This window comes from Natronomonas sp., assembly GCF_036625485.1.
Lineage (GTDB): Archaea > Halobacteriota > Halobacteria > Halobacteriales > Haloarculaceae > Natronomonas.
This window is the reverse complement of record NZ_JAZKTR010000002.1, coordinates 1-20589: the sequence shown is the minus strand read 5'-3', so window position 1 is coordinate 20589 and position 20589 is coordinate 1. Positions and strand designations below refer to the sequence as shown.

22 protein-coding genes are annotated in these 20589 nt (G+C 65.4%); 11 read left to right on the top strand and 11 right to left on the bottom strand.

Annotation, left to right across the window (positions count from 1 at the left end; genetic code table 11):
• Positions 1 to 82 precede the first annotated feature (82 nt).
• The 3 genes from V5A53_RS00485 to V5A53_RS00475 all read left to right on the top strand — a co-directional run bounded on the left by V5A53_RS00485 (position 83) and on the right by V5A53_RS00475 (position 1797).
• Complete coding sequence (locus tag V5A53_RS00485; RefSeq protein WP_332311591.1) at positions 83 to 466, top strand: hypothetical protein; 384 nt, start codon at positions 83 to 85, stop codon at positions 464 to 466.
• 66 nt (positions 467 to 532) lie between these two features.
• The gene (locus tag V5A53_RS00480) at positions 533 to 1048 is read left to right on the top strand and encodes a hypothetical protein (protein ID WP_332311590.1); all 516 of its coding nucleotides are present in this window, start codon (positions 533 to 535) and stop codon (positions 1046 to 1048) included.
• Positions 1045 to 1797 carry an RNA methyltransferase gene (locus tag V5A53_RS00475; RefSeq protein WP_332311589.1) on the top strand — a complete coding sequence of 251 codons (753 nt, stop codon included), beginning with the start codon at positions 1045 to 1047 and terminating at the stop codon, positions 1795 to 1797. The genes V5A53_RS00480 and V5A53_RS00475 overlap by 4 nt, the downstream gene beginning before the upstream one ends.
• On the opposite strand, the gene V5A53_RS00470 is transcribed toward V5A53_RS00475, so the two are convergent.
• From V5A53_RS00470 to V5A53_RS00460, 3 genes are all read right to left on the bottom strand, one after another.
• Positions 1791 to 3176, bottom strand: a complete 1386-nt coding sequence (locus V5A53_RS00470) for a DUF7504 family protein (protein ID WP_332311588.1) — start codon at positions 3174 to 3176, stop codon at positions 1791 to 1793. The genes V5A53_RS00475 and V5A53_RS00470 overlap by 7 nt on opposite strands.
• A 109-nt stretch (positions 3177 to 3285) precedes the next feature.
• Positions 3286 to 5184 (bottom strand): Glu-tRNA(Gln) amidotransferase subunit GatE, encoded by a 1899-nt coding sequence (gene gatE, locus V5A53_RS00465; RefSeq protein ID WP_332311587.1) that lies wholly within the window; start codon positions 5182 to 5184, stop codon positions 3286 to 3288.
• A 76-nt stretch (positions 5185 to 5260) separates the two neighbouring features.
• Positions 5261 to 5755, bottom strand: coding sequence for a PadR family transcriptional regulator (locus tag V5A53_RS00460; protein ID WP_332311586.1), 495 nt, complete (start codon positions 5753 to 5755; stop codon positions 5261 to 5263).
• Between the two features lie 227 nt (positions 5756 to 5982).
• Between V5A53_RS00460 and V5A53_RS00455 the strand changes: the two genes are divergently transcribed.
• The gene (locus tag V5A53_RS00455; RefSeq protein ID WP_332311585.1) at positions 5983 to 6468 is read left to right on the top strand and encodes a DUF6789 family protein; all 486 of its coding nucleotides are present in this window, start codon (positions 5983 to 5985) and stop codon (positions 6466 to 6468) included.
• Positions 6469 to 6483: 15 nt separating this feature from the next.
• Here V5A53_RS00455 and V5A53_RS00450 read toward each other — a convergent pair whose 3' ends face one another.
• The 5 genes from V5A53_RS00450 to V5A53_RS00430 are packed head-to-tail and all read right to left on the bottom strand — an operon-like array spanning position 6484 to position 10076.
• Entirely contained in the window at positions 6484 to 6807 is a 324-nt protein-coding gene (locus V5A53_RS00450; protein ID WP_332311584.1) for a transcription factor S, read from the bottom strand.
• Between the two features lie 41 nt (positions 6808 to 6848).
• On the bottom strand, positions 6849 to 7355 hold the full coding sequence (locus V5A53_RS00445; RefSeq protein ID WP_332311583.1) for a hypothetical protein: 507 nt from the start codon (positions 7353 to 7355) through the stop codon (positions 6849 to 6851).
• On the bottom strand, positions 7348 to 8172 hold the full coding sequence (locus tag V5A53_RS00440; protein WP_332311582.1) for a zinc ribbon domain-containing protein: 825 nt from the start codon (positions 8170 to 8172) through the stop codon (positions 7348 to 7350). The genes V5A53_RS00445 and V5A53_RS00440 overlap by 8 nt, the downstream gene beginning before the upstream one ends.
• A gap of 56 nt (positions 8173 to 8228) precedes the next feature.
• Positions 8229 to 9065 carry an RAD55 family ATPase gene (locus tag V5A53_RS00435; RefSeq protein ID WP_332311581.1) on the bottom strand — a complete coding sequence of 279 codons (837 nt, stop codon included), beginning with the start codon at positions 9063 to 9065 and terminating at the stop codon, positions 8229 to 8231.
• 33 nt (positions 9066 to 9098) lie between these two features.
• Positions 9099 to 10076, bottom strand: coding sequence for a beta-ribofuranosylaminobenzene 5'-phosphate synthase family protein (locus V5A53_RS00430; protein WP_332311580.1), 978 nt, complete (start codon positions 10074 to 10076; stop codon positions 9099 to 9101).
• A 151-nt stretch (positions 10077 to 10227) separates the two neighbouring features.
• Between V5A53_RS00430 and ilvD the strand changes: the two genes are divergently transcribed.
• The 3 genes from ilvD (at position 10228) to V5A53_RS00415 (ending at position 14280) form a co-directional block, all read left to right on the top strand.
• Complete coding sequence (gene ilvD, locus V5A53_RS00425) at positions 10228 to 11985, top strand: dihydroxy-acid dehydratase (RefSeq protein ID WP_332311579.1); 1758 nt, start codon at positions 10228 to 10230, stop codon at positions 11983 to 11985.
• Between the two features lie 51 nt (positions 11986 to 12036).
• Positions 12037 to 12939, top strand: a complete 903-nt coding sequence (locus V5A53_RS00420) for a DUF7351 domain-containing protein (protein ID WP_332311578.1) — start codon at positions 12037 to 12039, stop codon at positions 12937 to 12939.
• A 105-nt stretch (positions 12940 to 13044) separates the two neighbouring features.
• Positions 13045 to 14280 carry an MFS transporter gene (locus tag V5A53_RS00415; protein WP_332311577.1) on the top strand — a complete coding sequence of 412 codons (1236 nt, stop codon included), beginning with the start codon at positions 13045 to 13047 and terminating at the stop codon, positions 14278 to 14280.
• Positions 14281 to 14481: 201 nt separating this feature from the next.
• Here V5A53_RS00415 and V5A53_RS00410 read toward each other — a convergent pair whose 3' ends face one another.
• Positions 14482 to 15696 carry an acyl-CoA dehydrogenase family protein gene (locus V5A53_RS00410; RefSeq protein ID WP_332311576.1) on the bottom strand — a complete coding sequence of 405 codons (1215 nt, stop codon included), beginning with the start codon at positions 15694 to 15696 and terminating at the stop codon, positions 14482 to 14484.
• A 137-nt stretch (positions 15697 to 15833) separates the two neighbouring features.
• On the opposite strand from V5A53_RS00410, the gene V5A53_RS00405 reads away from it, so the two are divergent.
• The 4 genes from V5A53_RS00405 (at position 15834) to V5A53_RS00390 (ending at position 19019) form a co-directional block, all read left to right on the top strand.
• Positions 15834 to 16916 (top strand): phosphotransferase family protein, encoded by a 1083-nt coding sequence (locus tag V5A53_RS00405; protein ID WP_332311575.1) that lies wholly within the window; start codon positions 15834 to 15836, stop codon positions 16914 to 16916.
• Positions 16917 to 17043: 127 nt separating this feature from the next.
• Positions 17044 to 17715 carry a DUF4166 domain-containing protein gene (locus V5A53_RS00400; protein WP_332311574.1) on the top strand — a complete coding sequence of 224 codons (672 nt, stop codon included), beginning with the start codon at positions 17044 to 17046 and terminating at the stop codon, positions 17713 to 17715.
• Entirely contained in the window at positions 17712 to 17984 is a 273-nt protein-coding gene (locus V5A53_RS00395) for a hypothetical protein (protein ID WP_332311573.1), read from the top strand. Before V5A53_RS00400 ends, V5A53_RS00395 begins: the two co-directional genes overlap by 4 nt.
• Before the next feature lie 24 nt (positions 17985 to 18008).
• Positions 18009 to 19019: a quinone oxidoreductase family protein gene (locus V5A53_RS00390; protein WP_332311572.1), complete on the top strand. Its 1011-nt coding sequence runs from the start codon at positions 18009 to 18011 to the stop codon at positions 19017 to 19019.
• 27 nt (positions 19020 to 19046) lie between these two features.
• On the opposite strand, the gene V5A53_RS00385 is transcribed toward V5A53_RS00390, so the two are convergent.
• Together V5A53_RS00385 and V5A53_RS00380 are read right to left on the bottom strand one after the other, a co-directional pair.
• Positions 19047 to 19466, bottom strand: coding sequence for a hypothetical protein (locus tag V5A53_RS00385; protein WP_332311571.1), 420 nt, complete (start codon positions 19464 to 19466; stop codon positions 19047 to 19049).
• A gap of 98 nt (positions 19467 to 19564) precedes the next feature.
• On the bottom strand, positions 19565 to 20589 hold a 1025-nt coding region (locus V5A53_RS00380), incomplete at its 5' end, for a hypothetical protein (RefSeq protein WP_332311570.1).

Below are 20589 nucleotides of genomic sequence, written 5' to 3'. Positions count from 1 at the left end.
ATCGCTGACAACCCCGATAGGTTCCCTTTCAATTTCCGAGGCGTGTTGAATGTTTATAAGGGTTACTCGGACACGTGGTCGTATGGCACCCGCGGACCTTCTCGATGTTCCCGAACTCCGTGCGGAGTTGGGGGGTGCCCTCAGGACCGTCGCAGTCGGGGACATCGAGGAGCGAGACTACGAGGTTCTCTACATGCGGCCGGACGTGTCCGACCAGTATTCAGGGGAGACACAGGACCGCATCTTCGAGGACCTCGTTTTCGAATACGTCGGCAGTCCCGCCCGAGAGGAAGATTTCGAACCGCTCGGCGACCTCGAATTCACCATCCGGTCCTTCGAGAACGGCCAGGTCGTGATGTGCTGGGGTGATGACCTCCTCCTCTATGTCACGCTCGACCCCTCCTCGCATTTCGTCCCGCCGACGATGCGACTGCTGGAGAAACAGCTCCAATATCACGGCTCTTGATTTGGGTGGTCTCGTGTCCGCCCCGGGACGGACGCGCTTATACGCTCCAATCACGAAACCCCGGATATGGCAAAGGTCTCTATCGCGCTGCGGGGATGGCGCTTCGACGAGGAAGAGGTCTTCGACGAGGACGGAGAACTCCGACCGCTGGAGGAGGTCTCCGAGGAGACGCGCCAGCGCCTCATTCGCCTGCGCGTCGTCGCCGGCGAACCCTGTGACTGCTGTTGGCTTCTCAACGACAAGAAAGCTGACTGCAACGTCGCCCGCATCGTCTACGGCGAACCGCTCGGGGAGGTACTCCTCTGTCCGGACCACGAGGCGGACTTCCTCTACTGGTTCCGCGAGGATGGAGGTAGCGACGAGAAGGGTAACGAACACTTCGCGGACGCCTTCCACGAATGGTTCGCGGCCGGCAACCGCGCCCCCGAGGGCTACGGCGGCCTCGACCACGTCGACACCGAACCCGACGAGATCCCCGCCCCCGACATGGGCGAGGACGTGCCCGAACTCGAAGAGGCGATCAAGGAGATGGACGACGAGGCGCTCGATGACCTCGGAATGGATTACTCCGATCTGACGTGACGCCGAACATCTCCGTCGCCGTCGTCGACCCCGAGACGCCGGGCAATATCGGCACCATCGCTCGCGGGATGAAGAACTTCGGCCTCTCGGAGCTGTATCTCGTGGACCCGCCGGAGTTGGACCCCGAAGGCGAGGCCTACGGCTTCGCCGGCCACGCCCGCGAGGACGTCCTCCCGAACGCCACGGAGGTCGATTTCGACTATCTCGTGGACAACTTCTATACGGTCGCCACAACGGCGATTACCAACGAGGATGCCACCAAGCACGTCCGGTATCCCTTCCTCGAACCCGAGGAACTCACCGAGGAACTGGCGGGGCTCGATACGGACGTCTGTATCGTCTTCGGCCGCGAACGGGTCGGCCTCTCGAACGACGAACTCGCCCGCCTCGACCGGGTCTGCTCGATTCCGGCCGACGAGGAGTATCCGGTCCTCAACCTTGCACAGGCCGCGACCATCGTTCTCTACGAACTCCGGGAGTTGACCGTCGAGAAGACCCAGCATCCCGACGAGGTCCACGAACGCGCCAACGAACACGAGATCGAGGGACTCTACGAGACCTTCGACGACTACCTCCACGACGTGGGCCACCCCGAAGAGAAGATCGACAAGACGAACCGACTGTTCCGCCGGCTCGTGGGCCGCGCGCAGCCGACCGGCCGCGAGGCACGGACGATGCGCGGCGTACTGCGCCGCGGCGCGAAGATCGGAAACGGCGAGATCCCGCGTCCGGCCGACGAGAATCAGTAGGTCGCTTCGAGATAGCTGGCCGTCTCTTCGACCAGTTCCGGCCGACGCGTCCAGAACCCGTGGTACGACTTCGGCTCCCGCTCCTCACAGAGCAGGGCCCCGCTCCGCCCGCCGCCCTCGAAGACGACGAACCACGAGTCGGTGATCTCCTCGCTTTCGTCCTCGATGACCTCGATGCCATCGACCGATATCGTCGCGTCGGGTGCGCCGTAGAGACGAGCGTCGACGCCCGACCCGACGATGTTCTCGTAGAGGCGGGTCACGTATTCGTCGTCGGCGAACCGCGATAGTTTCTGAAAGCCCGCGTGGAGCGTGCCTTGCCCGGTTCGGTACGCGAGCAGTTCGAACATCCGGCTGGCGCGTATCAAAAGCGGCTTTTTGACCCCCGAAAGGCCCGTTACCGTGCTATCGACGTGGTCGACGATGGGCGATAGCTCGGATTCCTGTTCCTGTAATTCGTCGAGCGACAGCGACGACAGCAGCGTCCCGAGCGGTTCCGCGACGAGGAACTCCCCGTCTCTGTGAAGCATCGCGACGCCATCGGGTACTTTCGGCGTCTCGATCGATTCGAGCGTGATATTGAGTCGGTCCATCCGGGTTCGCAGTGGCCCGAGGTCGGTTCCGTCGGGGTTGTACACGGATAGCGTCAGTCGCGTCGCCTCGATCCGGCGGACGAGCGCCCCGAGGCTGTCGACGGTCGACGCCCTACTCGACTCACGAGACGCCGACGACACCGCTTCGATTCGGCCGATATCGCTCTCGAAGGGCTCCCACTCCGTCGGGTCCTCGCTGGGGGGTTGGACACGGACCTCGCTTCCGTTCGCCTTCTCGCGGAGTTCGATGCGGCCGTCGAACAGCGGTTCGACCGTCGATTGAACCTGTTCGGCTACCGACTGGGTATACAGGGCGGCCACGAACAGCCCGTCGTGGCCCGTTACCCGCGGTTCGAGGGTGTTCAGGAACGTGAAGAGCTGTTTCCGCTCGACGTAGACCGACAGGGTGGTCAGCGAGTCGAGGCCGACCCGTACCGACAACCCCCGTTCGACGAACGGGCCGAGAAACTCCGAGACGGCGATACCGATGCTCGTCAAATCAGCGGGCGAGGAGACGCGGCGAACGAAGTGGTCGTCGATTCCGTCGATCTCGCGCTCCTCGCCGGTACAGTCGACGACGGCTACCGGACCCTCCGGCTCGTCCACGCGCTCGAGAAACGATTCCGGGTCGGTATCGGTGAGAACCGCGATCGCCGCTTCGTCCTCGCGGGGAGCCAGCACCGTGGCGAGCAACCCGTCCATCCCCGCCATCGGGGGCCCGAGACAGAGGTAGGAGCTACCGCCGGGGAGCCGAGGGACCGGTGCCACACCGCGCATCGAATGCATTATAAATAACTTCGCCCGAGCCCGCTAAAAGTTGCCGCCGCCCACGGGCGCCGATACGGAGGTCCGACCTGCCCGTGCGTGAATTCCAGGTTCTGCCCGTTCGTGAGCGTCAGGTTCGCTTGCCGATCTCCTCGCGCAGGAGTTCCGAGACGACTTCGCCGTCGGCTTTCCCGCGGAGTTGGCCCATGCACTCGCCCATCAGCCCCGAGAAGGCGCCCATCCCCTCGGCTTCGACCTGGTCTTCGTTCCGGGAGACGACCTCGACGACGACCTCGCGGACGTCCTCGCGGGAGACGCCGCCGAGGCCGGCCTCCTCGATGGCCTCCTCGGCAGTCAGACCCGGCTCCTCGGAGAGGGCCGTCAGCACTGGGTTGATGCCCTCGTTCGGGAGGTCGCCGTCCTCGACGAGCTGGAGGACCTCGAGCAGGTGGTCCTCGGTCAGGTTCCCGACTGGCACGTCGTCGCGACGGAGTTCCGTGAGCGTCGATTCGAGCATGCCGGCGGCCGTCGTCGGGTCGATGCCGCGGTCGACGGCCTCCTCGAAGGTCGTCATGAAGCGGCCGTAGGCGACCTGCTCGGCGAGGCTTTCGCCGAGGCCGAGGTCCTCCTGATACCGCTGGACCTTCTCGGTCAGCAGTTCCGGCGGTTCCACGTCGGTGAGGTCCGGTTCGACGGGCGGCACGTCGGTCTCGGGGTACATCCGCGCGGCGCCCGGCAGCGGGCGGAGGTAGCGGGAGGTGCCGTCCTCGTTGGCGCCGCGGGTCTCCTCGGGTACCTCCTCGATGGCGACCTCGGCGCGGTCGGCGACGGCCTCGATGGCTTGCTCGGCCACTTCGGCGTCCGCCGCAACGAGCGCGACGGCGTCCCCCGCTCGCGGCTTGTCGCCGCTCGCGCTGTCCGAGGCGCTGGGCGCCTCGCGGGCGTCGACCGTCTCACGAAGTGCCTCGACCTCGTCTTCGGTGACGCCGTAGGCCGGCAGTTCGTCGGTATGGAAGATGCCGCCGGCGCCGTGGCGCTTGGCATGGTCGGAGAACTCGGTGCCGAGGCGGCGGTCCGGCTGGATCTCGCGGCCGACGAGGCCGTCGAAGCCCTCCAGTCGGACGGCAGTGACCTTCTCGGCGCCCGCGATGACGCCGCTGTCAGTCTCGGCGAAGACCTCCGTGACGTCCCGCGGTTCCGCGACGGCGGCGCCTCGGTCCTGCAGTTCGTCGGCGATATCGAGGAGTTCGACCTGCCGACCGACCTCGTTCTCGACGAGGTCGTCGATGTCTTCGAGGCTCTGGACGCCCTTCATCTCGACGCGGGCGCCTTCCTCGATGGAGACGTTGACGTCCTGCCGGATGGTCCCGAGGCCGCGTTTGACCTTTCCGGTCGACCGCAGCAGCATCCCGATGCGCTCGGCGGCCTCCAGTGCTTGCTCGGGGCTTCGGATGTCGGGCTTGGTGCCGATCTCGACCAGCGGGATGCCGAGGCGGTCCAGCCCATAGGTGACGCCCTGTTCTTGTTCCTCGATGCGGGCGGCGGATTCCTCTTCGAGTAGCATGTCGGCGATGCCGACCGGGCCGTCGTCGGTCTCGATCTCGCCGTCGGTGGCGATCAGCGACGAGCGCTGGAAGCCCGAGGTGTTCGACCCGTCGACGACGATCTTCCGCATGACGTGGGCCTGGTCGACGACCTCGCAGTCCAGCAGTGAGGCGATCTCCATCGCCGTATCCAGCGCCTCGCTGTCGAGGCGATGCGGCGGTTCGTCGTCCTCCTCGACGAGGCAGGTCGTATCGAAGGCGAGGTACTCGAACTCGCGGTCGACGCGGCTCTCCTCGAGCGCGGCCTCGTCGAGTTCACCGAGTTCCGATTTGGTCGGGTGCAGATAGCGGGTGAACGAGCGCACCGATTCCTCGGGTTCCCGGCGCTCCGTCGGGCAGTTACAGAAGAGCTTCGTCGCCGTGTCGAGTTGCTGGTGGATCTCCAGTCCGGCGACGAGGCCCAACTCGTCGTAATCGTAGCTCATTACGAGTCGGTCCGGCGGGCAACGCCAAAAAAGGCACCATATGCCGGACGGTCCGGTGGGGTCCGATGAGACTGCCCTATTCGAAATCCCCGTGTTCGAGCGCCGCGCGGAAGATCATCCCCAGCGTCAGGTGCTGGCGGGCGGCAGCCGCGATGTCCTCGCTGACTTCGGTCTCGTCCTCGAGGGTGTACTCCTTCGTTTTCACCAGTTCGCGCCGTTCGAGGGGGCCGCCCTCACAGAGGTCGTGTAGCCGGGGATAGACGGTCCCAGGACTGAGGGCCGTACCGAACTCCCCGGCGAGGTCATCCAATAGTTGCTTGCCGTGCGTGTCGGTCGACCGGAGCGCGACCAGGGCCACGAGGAGGTCGTCCAGTGAAGCCTTGACATGGTCCTCGTCGAACCCGAACTCGTCGCTCCCGTTCAGGGCGCTCGTGGCATCCTCGACGGCTCTGGCGACCGGTGTATCGGTTTCGCACGACGCGTCGACGTCGAGTTCCGAAACCAATCGTTCGACGGCCGAATCGTGATCGTTCCCCGACAACTCGTCATCGGGTCTCCCTTCCCGCGACATACGAATAGCAACTGAAGACGACCATATAATCCGGGCCGAGCGTTATCAGGCAGCGAAAACGCCTCGGGCAGACGTGGGACGAACGCGAGCAGCTCCCCTGCTTCGATATCAGTTATCCAGTCATACGCAATATCTCGTATAATCGTCAATATATTATGATTTATAGATGGTGTTTATGCCGTTTCGGCCAGCTGAAGTTTATTTCTTTGTAGACCCAACTGCTAACTATGGACCCCGTCAGAAGCAGCATCGGTGGAGGTCTCGTCGCTACGATCGCCGTCGTCGTCTTTCTGGTCGGTGCGGACTTCCTCCTTCAGGGCTCGCAGATCTTCGTGTTCGCGACGTTTACCGGGCCATGTGCAGTCGGTGGACCGCCGTATTGTGAACTGGGAAGCACGGCGGCAATACTGCTGACGGGCATCGTGTTCCTGGCGTTGTACGTGGTGGCGTGGCCACTGTTCTTCGCCGGATTCACGTGGGGATTGCCGGGCGAGTCAGGAATGGTCCACGGCCTGGTGTTCGGTTTGATTCTGTGGTCCGGATTCGTCGTCGTCGCGTCCGTTACAGTCTTGCGAGGCTGGCAGTCGTTCTCGGCCGAGTTCCCACTCGTTGTCGCGATGTTGCTGGCGTATCTCGTCTACGGTGGCATACTCGGACGCGTGTACGATTCACTCGCTGAACACCGGACTCTCATGAGTCAGGAAACCGACTGAGAGACGCCGCGCGATCTAACTGTACCCTCGCCACCGGTTTCCGCACTTCTTGCATTTGAAAAAGCGCGTCGGCGGTTCGTCGGCGGCGCCGGTCTGTTTGATGGTGTACCACGCTTCGCCGTGGCCGCACTCGTCGCAAGTGACGTCGTCGGCGGTCGGTTTGCCTTCGAAGTCGGCGTCCTCGGAGGACTCGATGACGTCGTCTTCCGACTGGGCCTCCGTCGAGACGAACTCCTCGGCTCTCGCCGTGTCCTTCGGCTCGCGGGCGCCACAGGACGAACAGACCATCTCGCCGTCCTCGGCGTGCATCATCGAGCCGCATTCGTCGCAAAACTGCATGAACGAAGCTACGAACGGAGTCGGCAAAAGCCTGCGGACTGCTAATCTTCGAGGACCTCTTCGGCGGTCCCTCGTCGCTGGGCCACCACGGGGCAGTTCCGAACGCGGAACCGTTCGGTATCGAGCAGTTCGACGATCTCCGTCCCCTCGTTCGTACACGCGACCTCCGGCGGTTCGGCGAAGAACGTACACCGCTGGCAGAAACTCCGTTTCTCGACGATCGCCTCGTCGGCGTCGGCCGCTTCGTCGGCGCCGACGACCGTCTCCTGGAGGGACGTCTCGCCGTCACCGAGGGTATCCGATTCGGCCCCGGTGTCGCCGTTCGTCTCGTCGGTGAGCTCCGCCCAGACGTCGTCCTCGTCGATGTCCTCGACCTCCATCTCGGTAAAGGGGTCGTCGACCGGTTCGCCATCGGCGATATCGTCGATGTCGTCGAACGGGTCCGTCTCGATGTCCGGGTCGGCGTCGGTCGACCCTTCACCGTCGCCGTCCGGGGCCGGCTCTTCGCGGTCGTCGCCGCTTTCCTCGATGCGGTCGTCGTCACTCATCGCCGGCCTCCAGAGCTGGCGGGTCGGGACCGGTCAGTTTCGCCCTGCCGATATCGAGGGCGCGGCCGAGCACGGAGTTCGGCGGCTCGATGTCACGGACCTCGGCACCACAATGCGGGCACGCGGGTTCGGTCAAGAGGCTGATACGGACCGATTCCCCACAGGCCGCACACCGGGCCTTGACGACGTCGTGCTCGTTGGCCTGCCGTCGGATGTGGTCGAGTTGTTCCTCGCGTTCGGTCTCCTCGGCGGTGTCCCGGTTGCGCAACGCCACGACGACGCGAGCCAACCGGTCGAGTTTGGACTCGACGTCCGAGAGCCTCGCTTCGAGTTCTTCTACCGCTTCGGCGGTCGACGTGACCTCGGTGCCGACGTCTTCGAGGGTCTCCGCGAGGCCGTCGACGCGTTCGGCGAGTTGCCGCGTCTCGGCGTGGGTATGGTCCTGCGGAGCGCGTTCCTTGACGGAATCGCGGACCTGGAGCACCCGGTCGCGAACGTCCTCGATATCCGCCTCTATCTCGGCTTCCAGCGAGTCGATACGGTTCGACAACGCCTCGATGTCCTCGTTTTCGGGAGTTGCTGACTCCTGAATGTGGCTTTCGACGGCCGTGGAGATGCGTTCGTCCAGTTCCGGTTCGTCCGGTACCGAAACCGTCTCGTCGTCCAGATCGGCTGCCGCTCGATAGGTGCTGACCAGTTGCACGAGCAGCTCTTCGCGGTCGGTGTCGAGCGTGGCCGCCCGTTCGTCGAGCCACTCCTCAAGTGGCGGCGGTAGCGTCACAGCCAACTCTGACCCGTCGGCCGACTCGGTAGCCATCGACTAATCGTAGTTGAGACAATAAGTTAAGAGTTCGGCCCCGTTCGGCGGTAAGCCTACCGTATTTTGCGGACGTCGCTGATATCGAAGCCGGCATCGCCGATCTCCGTCTCGAACCGGACGATGTTCTCGTCTTCGATGCGCGAGAGGACACCCCGGAACTGCTTGACGACCATCGTCCGGGCGCGGGCCGACCCGCCGCTTTCCCACTCGAAGGAAAGCGTCCCGTCGGCGGCGTCGATGAGTTGCCCGTGGTGGACCTCGTCGAGGGTCTCCCGCGTGACGTGGACGAGAATGAGTCCGCCCCATTCGTAGGCGGCCCGCGAGAGCCCCTTCAGAAGGACCGGGATGTCGCTCCACGGCAGGCTCTCGGTCGCCGAACTGATGAGGTCCGAAAGCGAGTCGATGACGACGAGGTTGCCCGGCGCGTGTTCTGTGAGCTGTTCGCCGAGGGCCTCCGGAACGCCCTTGCGGTCCTGGGTGTCGCCCAACTCCGAGATGTTCGTCGTCCGGGCGGAGTACCACTCCCGCGGGACCGGACTCAGTCGGAAGAACTCCGGCGAGAGGTCGTGGAACCGAACGTTATCGATAGCCGAATCGATGATCTCCTCGTCCATCGCCCGCACCATCTCCCGGCGAACCTGCCGCTCCTCGGATGTAAAGGAGACGTAGTGTACTTCGTCCGGCGCCGCCGCGTCGGGACTGATACCGCCGTAATAGAGGTCGAAGAGGTCCGGGTCGGTCTCCGCGAGCCCGTTCATGACCGCACACGTGTACATGAACTCCCGGGCGCCGGCACCGGCTTCCCCAGAAAGCAGGACGACGCTACCGGGCGGTGCGCCCCCGCCGATGGTCGTATCCAGCCGCTGGATCCCGAACGGGATTCGATTCATGTCCCAACCTTCGCCGCCGGGGCCTTAAATTATTCAGCCGTTTTGACGGGTTACTCGGGCGCCTTCGTTCCGCGGTGCGACGACGCGGACGTCGCCGTCGACGCCCGCATCGCTCAGCGCCGCTTCGGCGGCCGACCGGGCGGCATCGGCCAGCGAGGCGTCGGTCACGCCGTAGACGGCCGGCCCCCACGACGATTGCCCGACACCGCGAACCGACGGCTGGTCGGCCAGCGCGTCGATAAGTCGGCCCGCGGGCGGCCGGTAGACGCCACCCTGCTCGTCGGCGTACCACGCGCCGTTGAGCCGGCCCAGGGCGCCAACCGCGTCGCCGAAGGCCTCCAGTCGTCCCTCGGCGACCGCGGGCAGGAGCCGGCGCACCAGCAGGGTCGCTATGTCGTCGGCCACGGATGGGTCGGCGTTCTCGACGACGGCGCGCATGCTCTCGTCTTCCGTCTCGCCGCTCCGGCCCGGTTCGGCCTCGGGCAACACGAGGACGAACCGCCACGAGTCGGGCAGGCCGTGGCGGGCGACGACGGCCGGCACCGCCCACTCGCCGCGGTCGGGCGGCGCCGTCGTGAACCGCTCGGTCGGATGGCCCGAATCGACGATGAAGCCGCCCGCTTCGAAGGCCGCGACGCCGACGCCGCTTCGGCCCCCGCGGCCCAGTTCAGGCGCTCGCTCGCGAACGTTCGGCTCCATGTCGTGGGCCGCCGCGACGACCGCAAGCGTCGCCAACGCCAGTTGTGTCCCGCTTCCCAACCCGACGTGTCGCGGTAGCGTCTCCTCGACGCGGACGTTCGCGCCGTCGACGTCCAGCAACTCACAGGCCCGTTCGGCGTATTCCGCGACGAGGTCGTCCTCGCTGGCCACGGCGCCGGCGGGGTCGGCCTCCAGCACCACGCGTGGCTCGTCGAGCGTCGCCCCGACGCCGCCGTAGAGGCGCTCGTGGGCGAGCGAGAGGTTCTGGAAGCCGAAGTGGAGGCGAGCCCCGGCCTCGACGCGGGCGCACATGTTCGGGCCTTACACGCTCTCTTAAAAGCCGGTTTCGACAGCGGCAGGGGTCGGCGCTGCCGAAAACTTCGGGGGCGGACATGTTCGGTCGCCCCCAGCAAATACTGACCAGTATGCGGGCCGTTAAGTCCGTCGACAGCAAGGGTTCGCTATGAGCCAGCAGGACACGCCCGAACGCGAACCGGGCGACTACGACAAACCCGAGAACCTCCGGAGCCGCGAGGTGACGGAGGGTGCCGACCGCGCACCTCACCGCGCCATGTTCCGTGCGATGGGGTTCGACGACGAGGACCTCTCCTCGCCGCTGGTCGGCATCGCCAACCCAGCCGCCGACATCACGCCCTGTAACGTCCACCTCGACGACGTGGCCCAGTCGGCGCTCGACGGCGTCGACAACGCGGGCGGCATGCCCATCGAGTTCGGCACCATCACCATCTCCGACGCCATCTCGATGGGCACCGAGGGGATGAAGGCTTCCCTCATCAGTCGGGAGGTCATCGCCGATTCCGTCGAACTCGTCTCCTTCGGCGAGCGCATGGACGCGCTGGTCACCGTTGCCGGCTGTGACAAGAACCTCCCCGGCATGATGATGGCCGCCATCCGGACGGACCTGCCCTCCGTCTTCCTCTACGGCGGTTCCATCCTCCCCGGCCAACACGAGGGCCGGGACGTGACCATCGTCAGCGTCTTCGAGGGCGTCGGCGCCTACGCCGAAGGCGAGATGTCCGCCGAGGAACTCGACGACCTCGAACGGCAGGCCTGTCCCGGCGCCGGTTCCTGCGGCGGAATGTACACCGCCAACACGATGGCCTCCATCTCCGAGGCGCTCGGCCTCGCGCCGCTCGGGTCCGCCTCCGCGCCCGCCGAGTTCGACGAACGCTACGAGATCGCCGAACGCGCCGGCGAACTCGTCCTCGAATGCATCCAGAAGGACCGCCGACCCTCCGACATCCTTACCCGGGAATCCTTCGAGAACGCCATCGCGCTCCAGACGGCCATCGGTGGCTCCACGAACGCCGTGCTCCACCTGCTGGCGCTGGCCGCTGAGGCCGACATCGACCTCGACATCGAGGACTTCGACGAGATCTCCCGCCGGACGCCCAAGATCGCCGACCTCGCGCCCGGCGGCTCCCACGTTATGAGCGACCTCCACGAGATCGGCGGCGTTCCCGTCGTCATCCGGCGCTTGCTGGAGGCCGACCTCTTCCACGGCGACCAGATGACCGTCACCGGCCGCACCATCGAGGAGGAACTCGAACTGCTGGAGGAGACCGGCGCCCTCCCCGACGAAGGGGAGATCGACGCCGAGTTCCTCTACACCATCGACGAACCGAAGTTCCCCGAAGGCGCCATCAAAATCCTCAAAGGCAACCTCGCACCCGACGGCGCCGTCCTCAAAGCCACGGGCCAAGACGAGTTCTACCACGAGGGGCCCGCCCGCATCTTCGAGAACGAGGAGAAGGCGATGAAGTACGTCCAGGAGGGCCACATCGAGTCGGGCGACGTCATCATCATCCGCAACGAGGGCCCGCAGGGCGGCCCCGGCATGCGCGAGATGCTCGGCGTCACCGCCGCCGTCGTCGGCGCCGGCCACGAAGACGACGTCGCACTCCTGACGGATGGCCGCTTCTCCGGCGGCACCCGCGGCCCGATGATCGGTCACATCGCCCCCGAGGCCTACATCGGCGGCCCCATCGCCGCGCTCGAAGACGGCGACCACATCACCGTCGACATCCCCGAACGAACCATCTCGGTCGACCTGACCGACGAGGAACTCGACGCACGCCTCGACGACTGGGAACCGCCGGAACCCAACTACACGAACGGCGTCCTCGCGAAATACGGCCAGACGTTCGGTACGGCCGCCAACGGCGCGGTCACGAACCCCGGTGTCAAGCGCGACGACTGACGGCTGCCCCGGGGGAATTTTATAAGAGCGTAGTTCACACGGTCAGGCAGTATGTCCGACCGTAGCCATGGGGCTCCGAGCGACGACGCATCCAGTGGGTCGGACGCCTTCAGACTCGTCGGCAACGAGATTCGCACCGATATCCTGCGCGCACTCGGCGACGCCCGCGTCGAGCAGGGGCACAAGCCGGTGTTTTCCTTCTCCGAGTTGCGCGACCGGACCGAAACCGACGCCGGGTCGAGCAAGTTCAACTACCACTTGCAGGAACTCGTCGGCCAGTACGTCGAGCGCGTCGAGGACGGTTATCAGATGCGTGCGGAAGGTCGCGCACTCTATCAGACGCTCCGGGCAGGTACCTTCGACAGCCGTGAGTCGACCCTGACCGTCGACGCCGACTTCGATTGCTACTACTGTGGAACGGGTGTCGAAGCGACGGTCGACGAGGGGACGGTCACCGTCGAGTGTCCCGGCTGTGACTACCTCTATGGCATCGCCGGCGCGCCGCCGGGTGCCATCGAGGACGATACCGTGGCGCTCGAACAGGTGGGCGCGTTCTACCACCACCGCCATCTCGGTTTCGCACGCGGTGTCTGCGTGACCTGTGGGACCGAACCCACTATCGAACGCGTCTCGCCTGCTGACGTCCCGTTCGCTGACGGCGACCGGCAGGAACTGTACGTCTATCGGTCCTGCGAGAACTGCGGCGACCAGCGGCACCTCTCGCTGGGCACCTACCTCCTCTCTGACCCACACCTCCGGGCGTTCTGTGCCGACCACGGCGTCGACGTTCTCTCGACGCCGCTGTGGGAACTGGAATTCGCGGCGATCGATCGCAACGTCACCGTCGACGCCTCGGAGCCGTGGGAGGCGACGCTTACGGTCACCTACGACGACGAGACGCTCGAGATCGTCGTCGACGAGGACCTATCGGTTATCGAGCGAACTCACCGATAGCGTCTCGACGTTTCTATCTGCCAACAAAAACGAGTTCTTGGTCGCTCGCCTACAAAATATCAATTCAGATTAATGTCTTGTGAGTAGCCGCCCAATCTATTGGTGATGACGGAATCGCGTGGACACATCTGGCGGTTCTACGCCTATCGCCTCTCCGTCTCGAACGGGTTCTACCTACCCGTAAGCATCCTGTACCTCCAGCGGATTCGCGGGCTCGGACTCGGCGAGATCGGCCTCATTATGGGCGCGTTTTCCATCCTGTCGATGCTCGCCGAGATTCCGACCGGCTACGTCGGCGACCGAGTCGGGAGACGCGAGAGCCTCGCCATCGGTAACGTCCTCAGCGTCGTGTTCATGGCGGGCTACGTCCTCGTCGATTCAACGTTCGGGTATCTCGTCATCCACGCCATCTGGGCGTTCGCGTGGGCCTTCCGCTCCGGGACGGCCGACGCGTGGCTCTACGAACTGCTGGCCGTCGACGACGAGGCCGAGGACTTCACGCACGTCCGGAGCCGGGCGATGTCTGTCGAACTCGGTTTCGAGGCGCTATCAGCCGCCGCGGCCGGCGCTCTCGTGGTCCTCGTCGGGTGGGGTATGCCGTTCATAATCAACGGCATCGTCGCCGCCGTGGGACTGCCGATTCTATTGACCTCACCGAGCGTCGACGAGTACGCCGAGACACCGCCAGAAGAGGCCGCCGAGGAAGAACCGTTCTCGATTCGCGAGGCCGTCGAGGTTCTCAAGCTTCAGGCCGGCCGCCCCGAAGTCCGGTGGGTCGTCGTCTACCTCGCGCTCTTTTTCGGCCTCTACTCGTCGGTTCGGACCTTCGAACAGCCGGCACTCGACACGGTTGGCGTCCCGGTCGCGGCGCTGGGGCTGCTCTATGCCGGCTTCAAGACGGTTTCGGCGGGCGCGGCGTCGACGACGAGTTGGCTCTCCGAGCGCCTCGGCCCGAAACCCGTATTCGGCCTGCTCGTGCCCGTCTACGGCGTCGCGTTCCTCGGTGTCGCCCTCGCGCCGGCCCTGTTGATCCCCCTCCTGTTCCTCAACCGGAGCGTTCGGGTCGTCGTCCAGCCGATTCGCGACCAGTACCTCAACGACCGACTGGCAGATACGGGCCGGGCAACCGTCCTCTCGGGCGCCTCGATGGTCCTCTCGGTCGCTATGGGGCTCTCGAAGTTCGTCGCCGGTGTGGCCTCGTCGGCCGTCGGCGTGGTTCGGTTCCTCGTCGTCGCGGGCCTCGCCGTCGCCGCGCTCGGTGGCCTCGTCTGGATCGCGGTCTCGCCGGTTCGTCCCGAGGCGTCACCGACAGTCGAGGACGCGGCGACACCGACCGATTGACTGGGGCTGTCGCTCAAGTCCCCACGAGGTGTATAAAAAGAAGAGATAGTATCCGCCGAGGGGGGCCTTCGGGGAAGGCCCCCGAGGCGGTTTGCTGAAAAGAGCGCGAAGCGCTCTTTTCGCATGACGAAAGACGCCTCTGGCGATTCGTATGGATTTTTGCCGACGGGCCGCGGCCCGCCGTGCAAAAAGTTCGGGGTTCTAGAAAGTGGGCAGGTTCTCTAACTCGCCCGTATGCTCCTCGGCGCCATCGAAGGCGTCGCGAGCGATGACGCGCTGGTGGACCTCGTCGGCGCCGTCGACGATGCGGAAGGCGCGGACACCCTCGTAGAAGTCCGCGAGCGGCAGGTCACGCGAGATACCCGAGCCGCCGGTACACTGGATGGCGAGGTCGATGGCGTCCTGACAGACGTTGGCGGTGAAGACCTTGGACATGGAGACGGGCACGCGGGCTTCTTTGCCGCTGGCGATATCCTTGGCGGCGTGGCGGACCATCGTCCGGGCGGCGTGGAGTTCGGTCTCCTTGTCGGCGATGTCGTAGCGAAGCGACTGCTTCTCGGCGAGATCCGACCCGAAGGACTCGCGTTCGGTCATGTAGGCCTTGGCGATGGTGAGCGCACGGCGGGCCATCCCCGAGAAGCGCATACAGTGGGTGAGCCGGGCGGGGCCGAGCCGTTGCTGGGCGATGGCGAAGCCGGCGTTTTCAGCGCCCAGCAGGTTCTCCTCGGGCACGCGCACGTCGTTGAACTCGAATTCGGCGTGGCCGTGGCCGTCGAGGTCGGGGCCGAGATGCGGGATGTCGCGGACCAGTTCGACGCCGTCGGCGTCGGTGGGGACGAGGATGATGGAAGCGCCCTCGTACGGGTGTGCGTCGGGGTCGGTGACGGCCATCGTGAGGATAACGTCGGCGTGGGAGCCCTGTGTGGTCCACCACTTGTGGCCGTTGATGACCCACTCATCGCCGTCCTTCTCGGCGCGGGTTCTGAGCATCTTGGGGTCCGAGCCGGCACCGTCTCGGGGTTCGGTCATACCGAACGCCGAGCGGATGTCACCGGCGACGAGCGGTTCGAGCCACTCCTCTTTCTGTTCCTCGGTGCCGACGAGTTCGATGGTGTGCATGTTCCCTTCGTCGGGGGCGTCGACACGCATCGCCGCGGCGCCGAGAAGTGAGCGGCCGGCCTCCTCGAAGAGGGGCAGGACGTCACGGAGGTCCACGCCCATGCCGCCGTGTTCCTCGTCGATCTGCGGGCAGTAGACGTTCCGTTCGCGGGCCTCCTCGCGGAGTTCTTCGATGACGTCCTCGCCGACGGGACCGCCGCCGAGGTGTTCGCGTTCGGTCGGAATGACGACTTCGTCGACGAACTCCCGGGCGCGCGCTGCGAGTTCCGTTGCTTGTTCGGAGTCGTGGTACTCCATGGGATGGCGTTTTGAGTACAACAATGTAAAAGAACCGGCGCCATTTATATACGATATCCGAGGTATTGCGGCAGTTATATGGGTGGTGGTGCCCCAAAAACTCTTACAATGTTAGCAGATTCGGAGCGTGTCGAGCCATGAACGACACGAGTTCCGAGTACTTCGAGCGCATCGTCGACGAGGAGGCGTTGGCCGAGTACCTCGAATCGGAACTCGGTCCCGTCGAAGAGTACGACGTCAAACACCACCAGGAGGGCCACTCCAACGAGACCCTCTTCGTTACGTGGGGCGATCTGGAACTCGTCATTCGGCGTCCGCCGCCGGGTGACATCGCCGAGAACGCCCACGACGTACTGCGGGAGTACCGTGTCGTCGACGCCCTCCAGGAGACCGACGTTCGCGTCCCGACGACGGTACTGGCGTGTGATGACCACGATATCATCGGGTCGGACTTCTACGCGATGGAGAAGGAGAAAGGCGACGTCCTCCGCGACGAGGAGCCCGACCGCTTCGCCAACCCCGAGGCGCGCGAACGGATCGGCCACGAGATGGTCGATCGACTGGTCGAGATCCACAACGTCGACTACGAAGCCGTCGGCCTCGAAGAGGGCGACTTCGGCTATCCGCCGGGCTTCACCGAGCGACAGGTCCGCCGCTGGTCGGAGCAGTTGACGTGGGCCTTCGAGGTCACCGCCGAGGAACGCGAGGTCGAACAGCTCTACGACGTGATGAACTGGCTCTACGACAACGTCCCCGAGGACGACGAGTACCCGTCGACGCTCGTCCACGGCGACTACAAACTGGACAACGTCATGTTCGCCCCCGGCGAGGACCCGGAGATCGCCGCCATCTTCGACTGGGAGATGTCGACGCTCGGCGACCCCTTCACCGACCTCGGCTGGATGCTCTCCTACTGGAGCGAGGCGAAGGACCCCGAACCGCCGACCCCGTCGCTTGCGACCGAGTTCATGGCTCAGGAAGGATACCCCACACGCCGTGAACTGGTCGACCGGTACGAGCGAAAGACCGGCTACGAGTTCGACAACTGGAAGTTCTACTGGGTGCTCGCCGTCTACAAACTCGCCGGCCTCGGCGAGATGTTCTTCCGCCGGTATCTGGAAGGCAACTCCGACGACCCGATGTATCCGAAGATGCGCGAGGGCGTCCCCGCGCTGGCCGAGCGCGCGCGGATGATCATCGACGGCGAGATGGAACTGTAACGCCCCACAACCTGGGGAACGCTCTTGAAACGGCCGCTCGAACGGCCCCTATGGACGCACCTCTCCCGACCCACCGCCGACTATTCGAGTTCAGTTCCATACCCCGTCGCTTCACGACATCGAACCCATGACGGGCGTGTACGAACACGCCCTCGGTTCGGCGGCCGAGGACCTCCACCCAAAGGTGCGTGACCGCTACAGCATCGGCCCTGACGACAGCGCCGCCACCGTCGGTCACGGCGAGATGGATATCAGGCGCGGCACCCCCTTCCTCCCGATGTTGTACGTGATGCCGGCCCGGAACCTCCTGTTTCCGGAGTCGGGCGACGACGTTCCCTTCTCGGTGACGACCGTCGGTTACCGCGACGAGGCCGGCCACGAGGTGATGACGACACGCCGGGAGTTCGACTTCGGGTCGACCCGCCGGCGGTTCGACTCCCTGACCGTCTGGGACGCCGACGCCGGGCGACTCCTCGACTTCCTCGGGACCGGTGGCCACGTCGTCTCCGAACTCCATCCCCGCGTCGAAGACGGGGCACTCGTGGTCGAAGGGGGCCGTCAGTGGGTGCGTGCTCGCGGTCGGTACCTCCCGATTCCAGGTCCACTTGGGGCGACAGTCGAGGTCCGGGACCGCTACGACGAGACCGCAGAGTGCTATCACGTCGACGCCGTGGTCGACACCTTCGCGGGTCGGGTGCTGTCCTATCGCGGGATGTTCACACAGGAACGAGAGTCGATGGATGAGGTACCGGAAGACCTCCGTCCGACGCGTGATCTCTCGACGCTTCCGCCGGAATGACACACGAACCCGACCGAACACTCCCGTCGATTCGGGGTATCGCGGTGACCGACGTGAACGCAGTCCTCGGCGCGATACTCTGGGTCGGCCTCGTCGTCGGCGTCGGTCTCGGCGCGATCGAGCGGGCGCTCGCGCTCGCGCCGCTCGTGTTGGTCCTGCTCGGCCTCGGCCTCGCCGCGACGCCACGGTTCGACGGGCTCGCGGGGAAACTGTACCATCAGTACCAGCGCGGAACGGGTGAGGAGCGTCACCCCACCCCGAACACCTAACCGCTCTGCCGAACAGGTCCATCCATGCGAGTTGCAGCCTTCACCGACTTCGGCGATGGCGATGACGTCGAGATACAGGAACGACCCGACCCGGAACCGGGCCCCGAGGAGGCGGTCATCGACGTCGAAGCCTGCTCGATAAACCGCCACGACCTCTGGATTCTGCAGGGGGATTCGGCGATGGTCACCGGCGGAGCACTCCCCTTCGTCTCCGGGCTGGACGCCTCGGGCGTCGTCCGCGAGGCCGGCGACCGCGCGGCCGTCTCGGAGGGCGACCGGGTCCTGCTGTGTCCGAACCAGACCTGTGGCACCTGCGAGTTCTGTCGTGAAGGCCCCGAAACGCACTGCAAGCAGTTCATGCTGTATCACGGCGCTCTCGCCGAGCAGGCGCTCGTGGATGCGAGTCGGCTGATTTCGCTTCCCGACAGCGTCGGCTTTCGGGAGGCGGCGGCCCTCCCAACAGCCTACCTCACCGCGTGGCGCATGCTCGAGGTCGGCGACGTCGGCCCGACCGACCTCGTGTTCGTCCCCGGCGCGACCGGCGGCGTCGGCGTCGCAGCGGTTCAGCTGGCCGGCGTTCTCGGTGCCGAAACCATCGGCACCTCGACGTCGAGGCGGAAACTCGCCCGCCTAGAGGAACTCGGCTGTGACTCCACCATACAATCGGCCGACCCTGACGAACTCGTCCACGAGGTCCGGGGAATCGGCGATCCCGACGTCGTCATCAACCACCTCGGCGGCGAGTTCACGCAGGCCGGCCTCGAAGTCATGGAACGGGCCGGCACGATGGTCATCTGCGGTCGAACCGCCGGTGGCAGTTCCTCGTTCAAGGTCGCGCCCTTCTTCCTCCAGCATCAGGAGATCGTTGGGTCGACGATGGGAACCCAACCCGAACTCGAGACGCTCGTCGAGTTGCTGGCCGAGGAGGCTTTCGACCCACCGGTCGGCGATACCTACACGCTGGCCGAAACCGGAGCGGCGTTCGACGATATGATAGAACGGGACGCCTTCGGGAAGTTGATCGTCGAACCGTAGTACGAGCGGGCGCCCCGACGGACTTTATCAGCCGTCGCGGCCCTCGACAGCATCGACTGCCGGCAGGGCATAGTCCAGCGGCACGTAGACGACGAGCGCGAATACCGCCGCGGCCGCGAAGGGGATCAGATACGCTTCCTCGAAGACGAACCGGCCCGCGAGGGCGACCATTCCACCGCCTGCCAGTCCCATCCCGAGGGCCGCACGGCGGGCGTGTCTGCCGTCGAACCCGGAGGTATCGCCACGCATGGCGGCCTCCCGGTACATGAAGTAGGGCAGATGGAGGAAGGTCCCGCTGCCGACGACGAGGCCGACGAGTCCGCCGAACAGCAGGTCGTCGAAGACGAGGTGGCCTAGATACGCGAACACGGGAACTGTCAGGACGAAGGCGGCTTGCCCGAGCCGTTCGGGCGGGAGGACGCTCTCGTCAAACGGGTGATCCGACATGGGTGGTCGGTCGTGTCATAGCAACGGAAAGTAACTCTTCGGGTCGGTTCGGTATCCGTATCGAACGACGAACGACGAACGACGAAAAACGAACGACGTCAGCCCAGTTCCACGTCGACGAGCGAATCGTCGCTGATGCGGAACCGCGCCTCGTAGTAGTCGCCGTCCCGCTCGTAGAAGCGGAGCCAACTCGCCACCTCTCGGTCCTCCGGCAGCGAGACGTCCTCGACGTTCAGCGACGACTGTATCGACGCGAACGCGTCGGAAGGTGGTGTCTTCTCGTCGTAGCCGGTGAGGGCGGTGGATCCATCGAGAGCCTCCGCCTCGTCATCCGAGAGGGACTCCGTCGAGAACGTCGCCGCGATGTGTTCCGAACCGACGTGGTCGACGAAGGCCTCCCGTCCCTCAGCGACGGCTTCGAGACTGTGAGTGTAGCGCGTCGTCTCGACGGCCTCCTCCTCGACGTGGAGCCGCAAGGCGAGTTCGTCCGGGCCGAACTCGTTTTCCGGTTCGATTCGCGCGTACTCGAAGGGTGGGTCCGGGACCAGTTCGCTGTCCTCGGGCGACAGCGGGTCGAAGAAGACGACGCCCCGGCGATAGGCACGCTGGGCGGCGTGGTCTCGGTCCTCCAACTCCGAGACGACGGCCTCGCCGATGGCCCGGTCGATGATCTCGGCGTCGAGGTCCGAACGGCCCTCCCGCGGCGATGTCGTGTAGTCGACACCACCGGGCAGTTCGTCGAGTGGCTCCATCCAGACGACCCACCGGTCGAGGGTGACCGACTCGGCCTCGGGACGGACCCGATGGTAGGTTCCGTCGATTTCAGTGTACGCAGGCTGATAGCCGTCCTCGCCACTGGGCCGCTCCTCGACCAGCGGAATCTCGACGGATTCGACGCTACCCGTCTCGCGCAACTCCTCGGCCAGCGCTTCGGCGTCGGATTCCTCGTAGTGGTAGGCGTTCGAGGCGGGCCGCCACGTGAACAGGTCGACAGGGTCGGCGCCGTCCTCCGGACGGCTCTTGAGGGTGTGTCTGGTCGACCCCACGAGCGAACACCCCGCGAGCGTCGTCGTTCCCGCGGCGGCGAGTCCCGTCAGGAACCGCCGCCGCGTCGTTCGGGAGG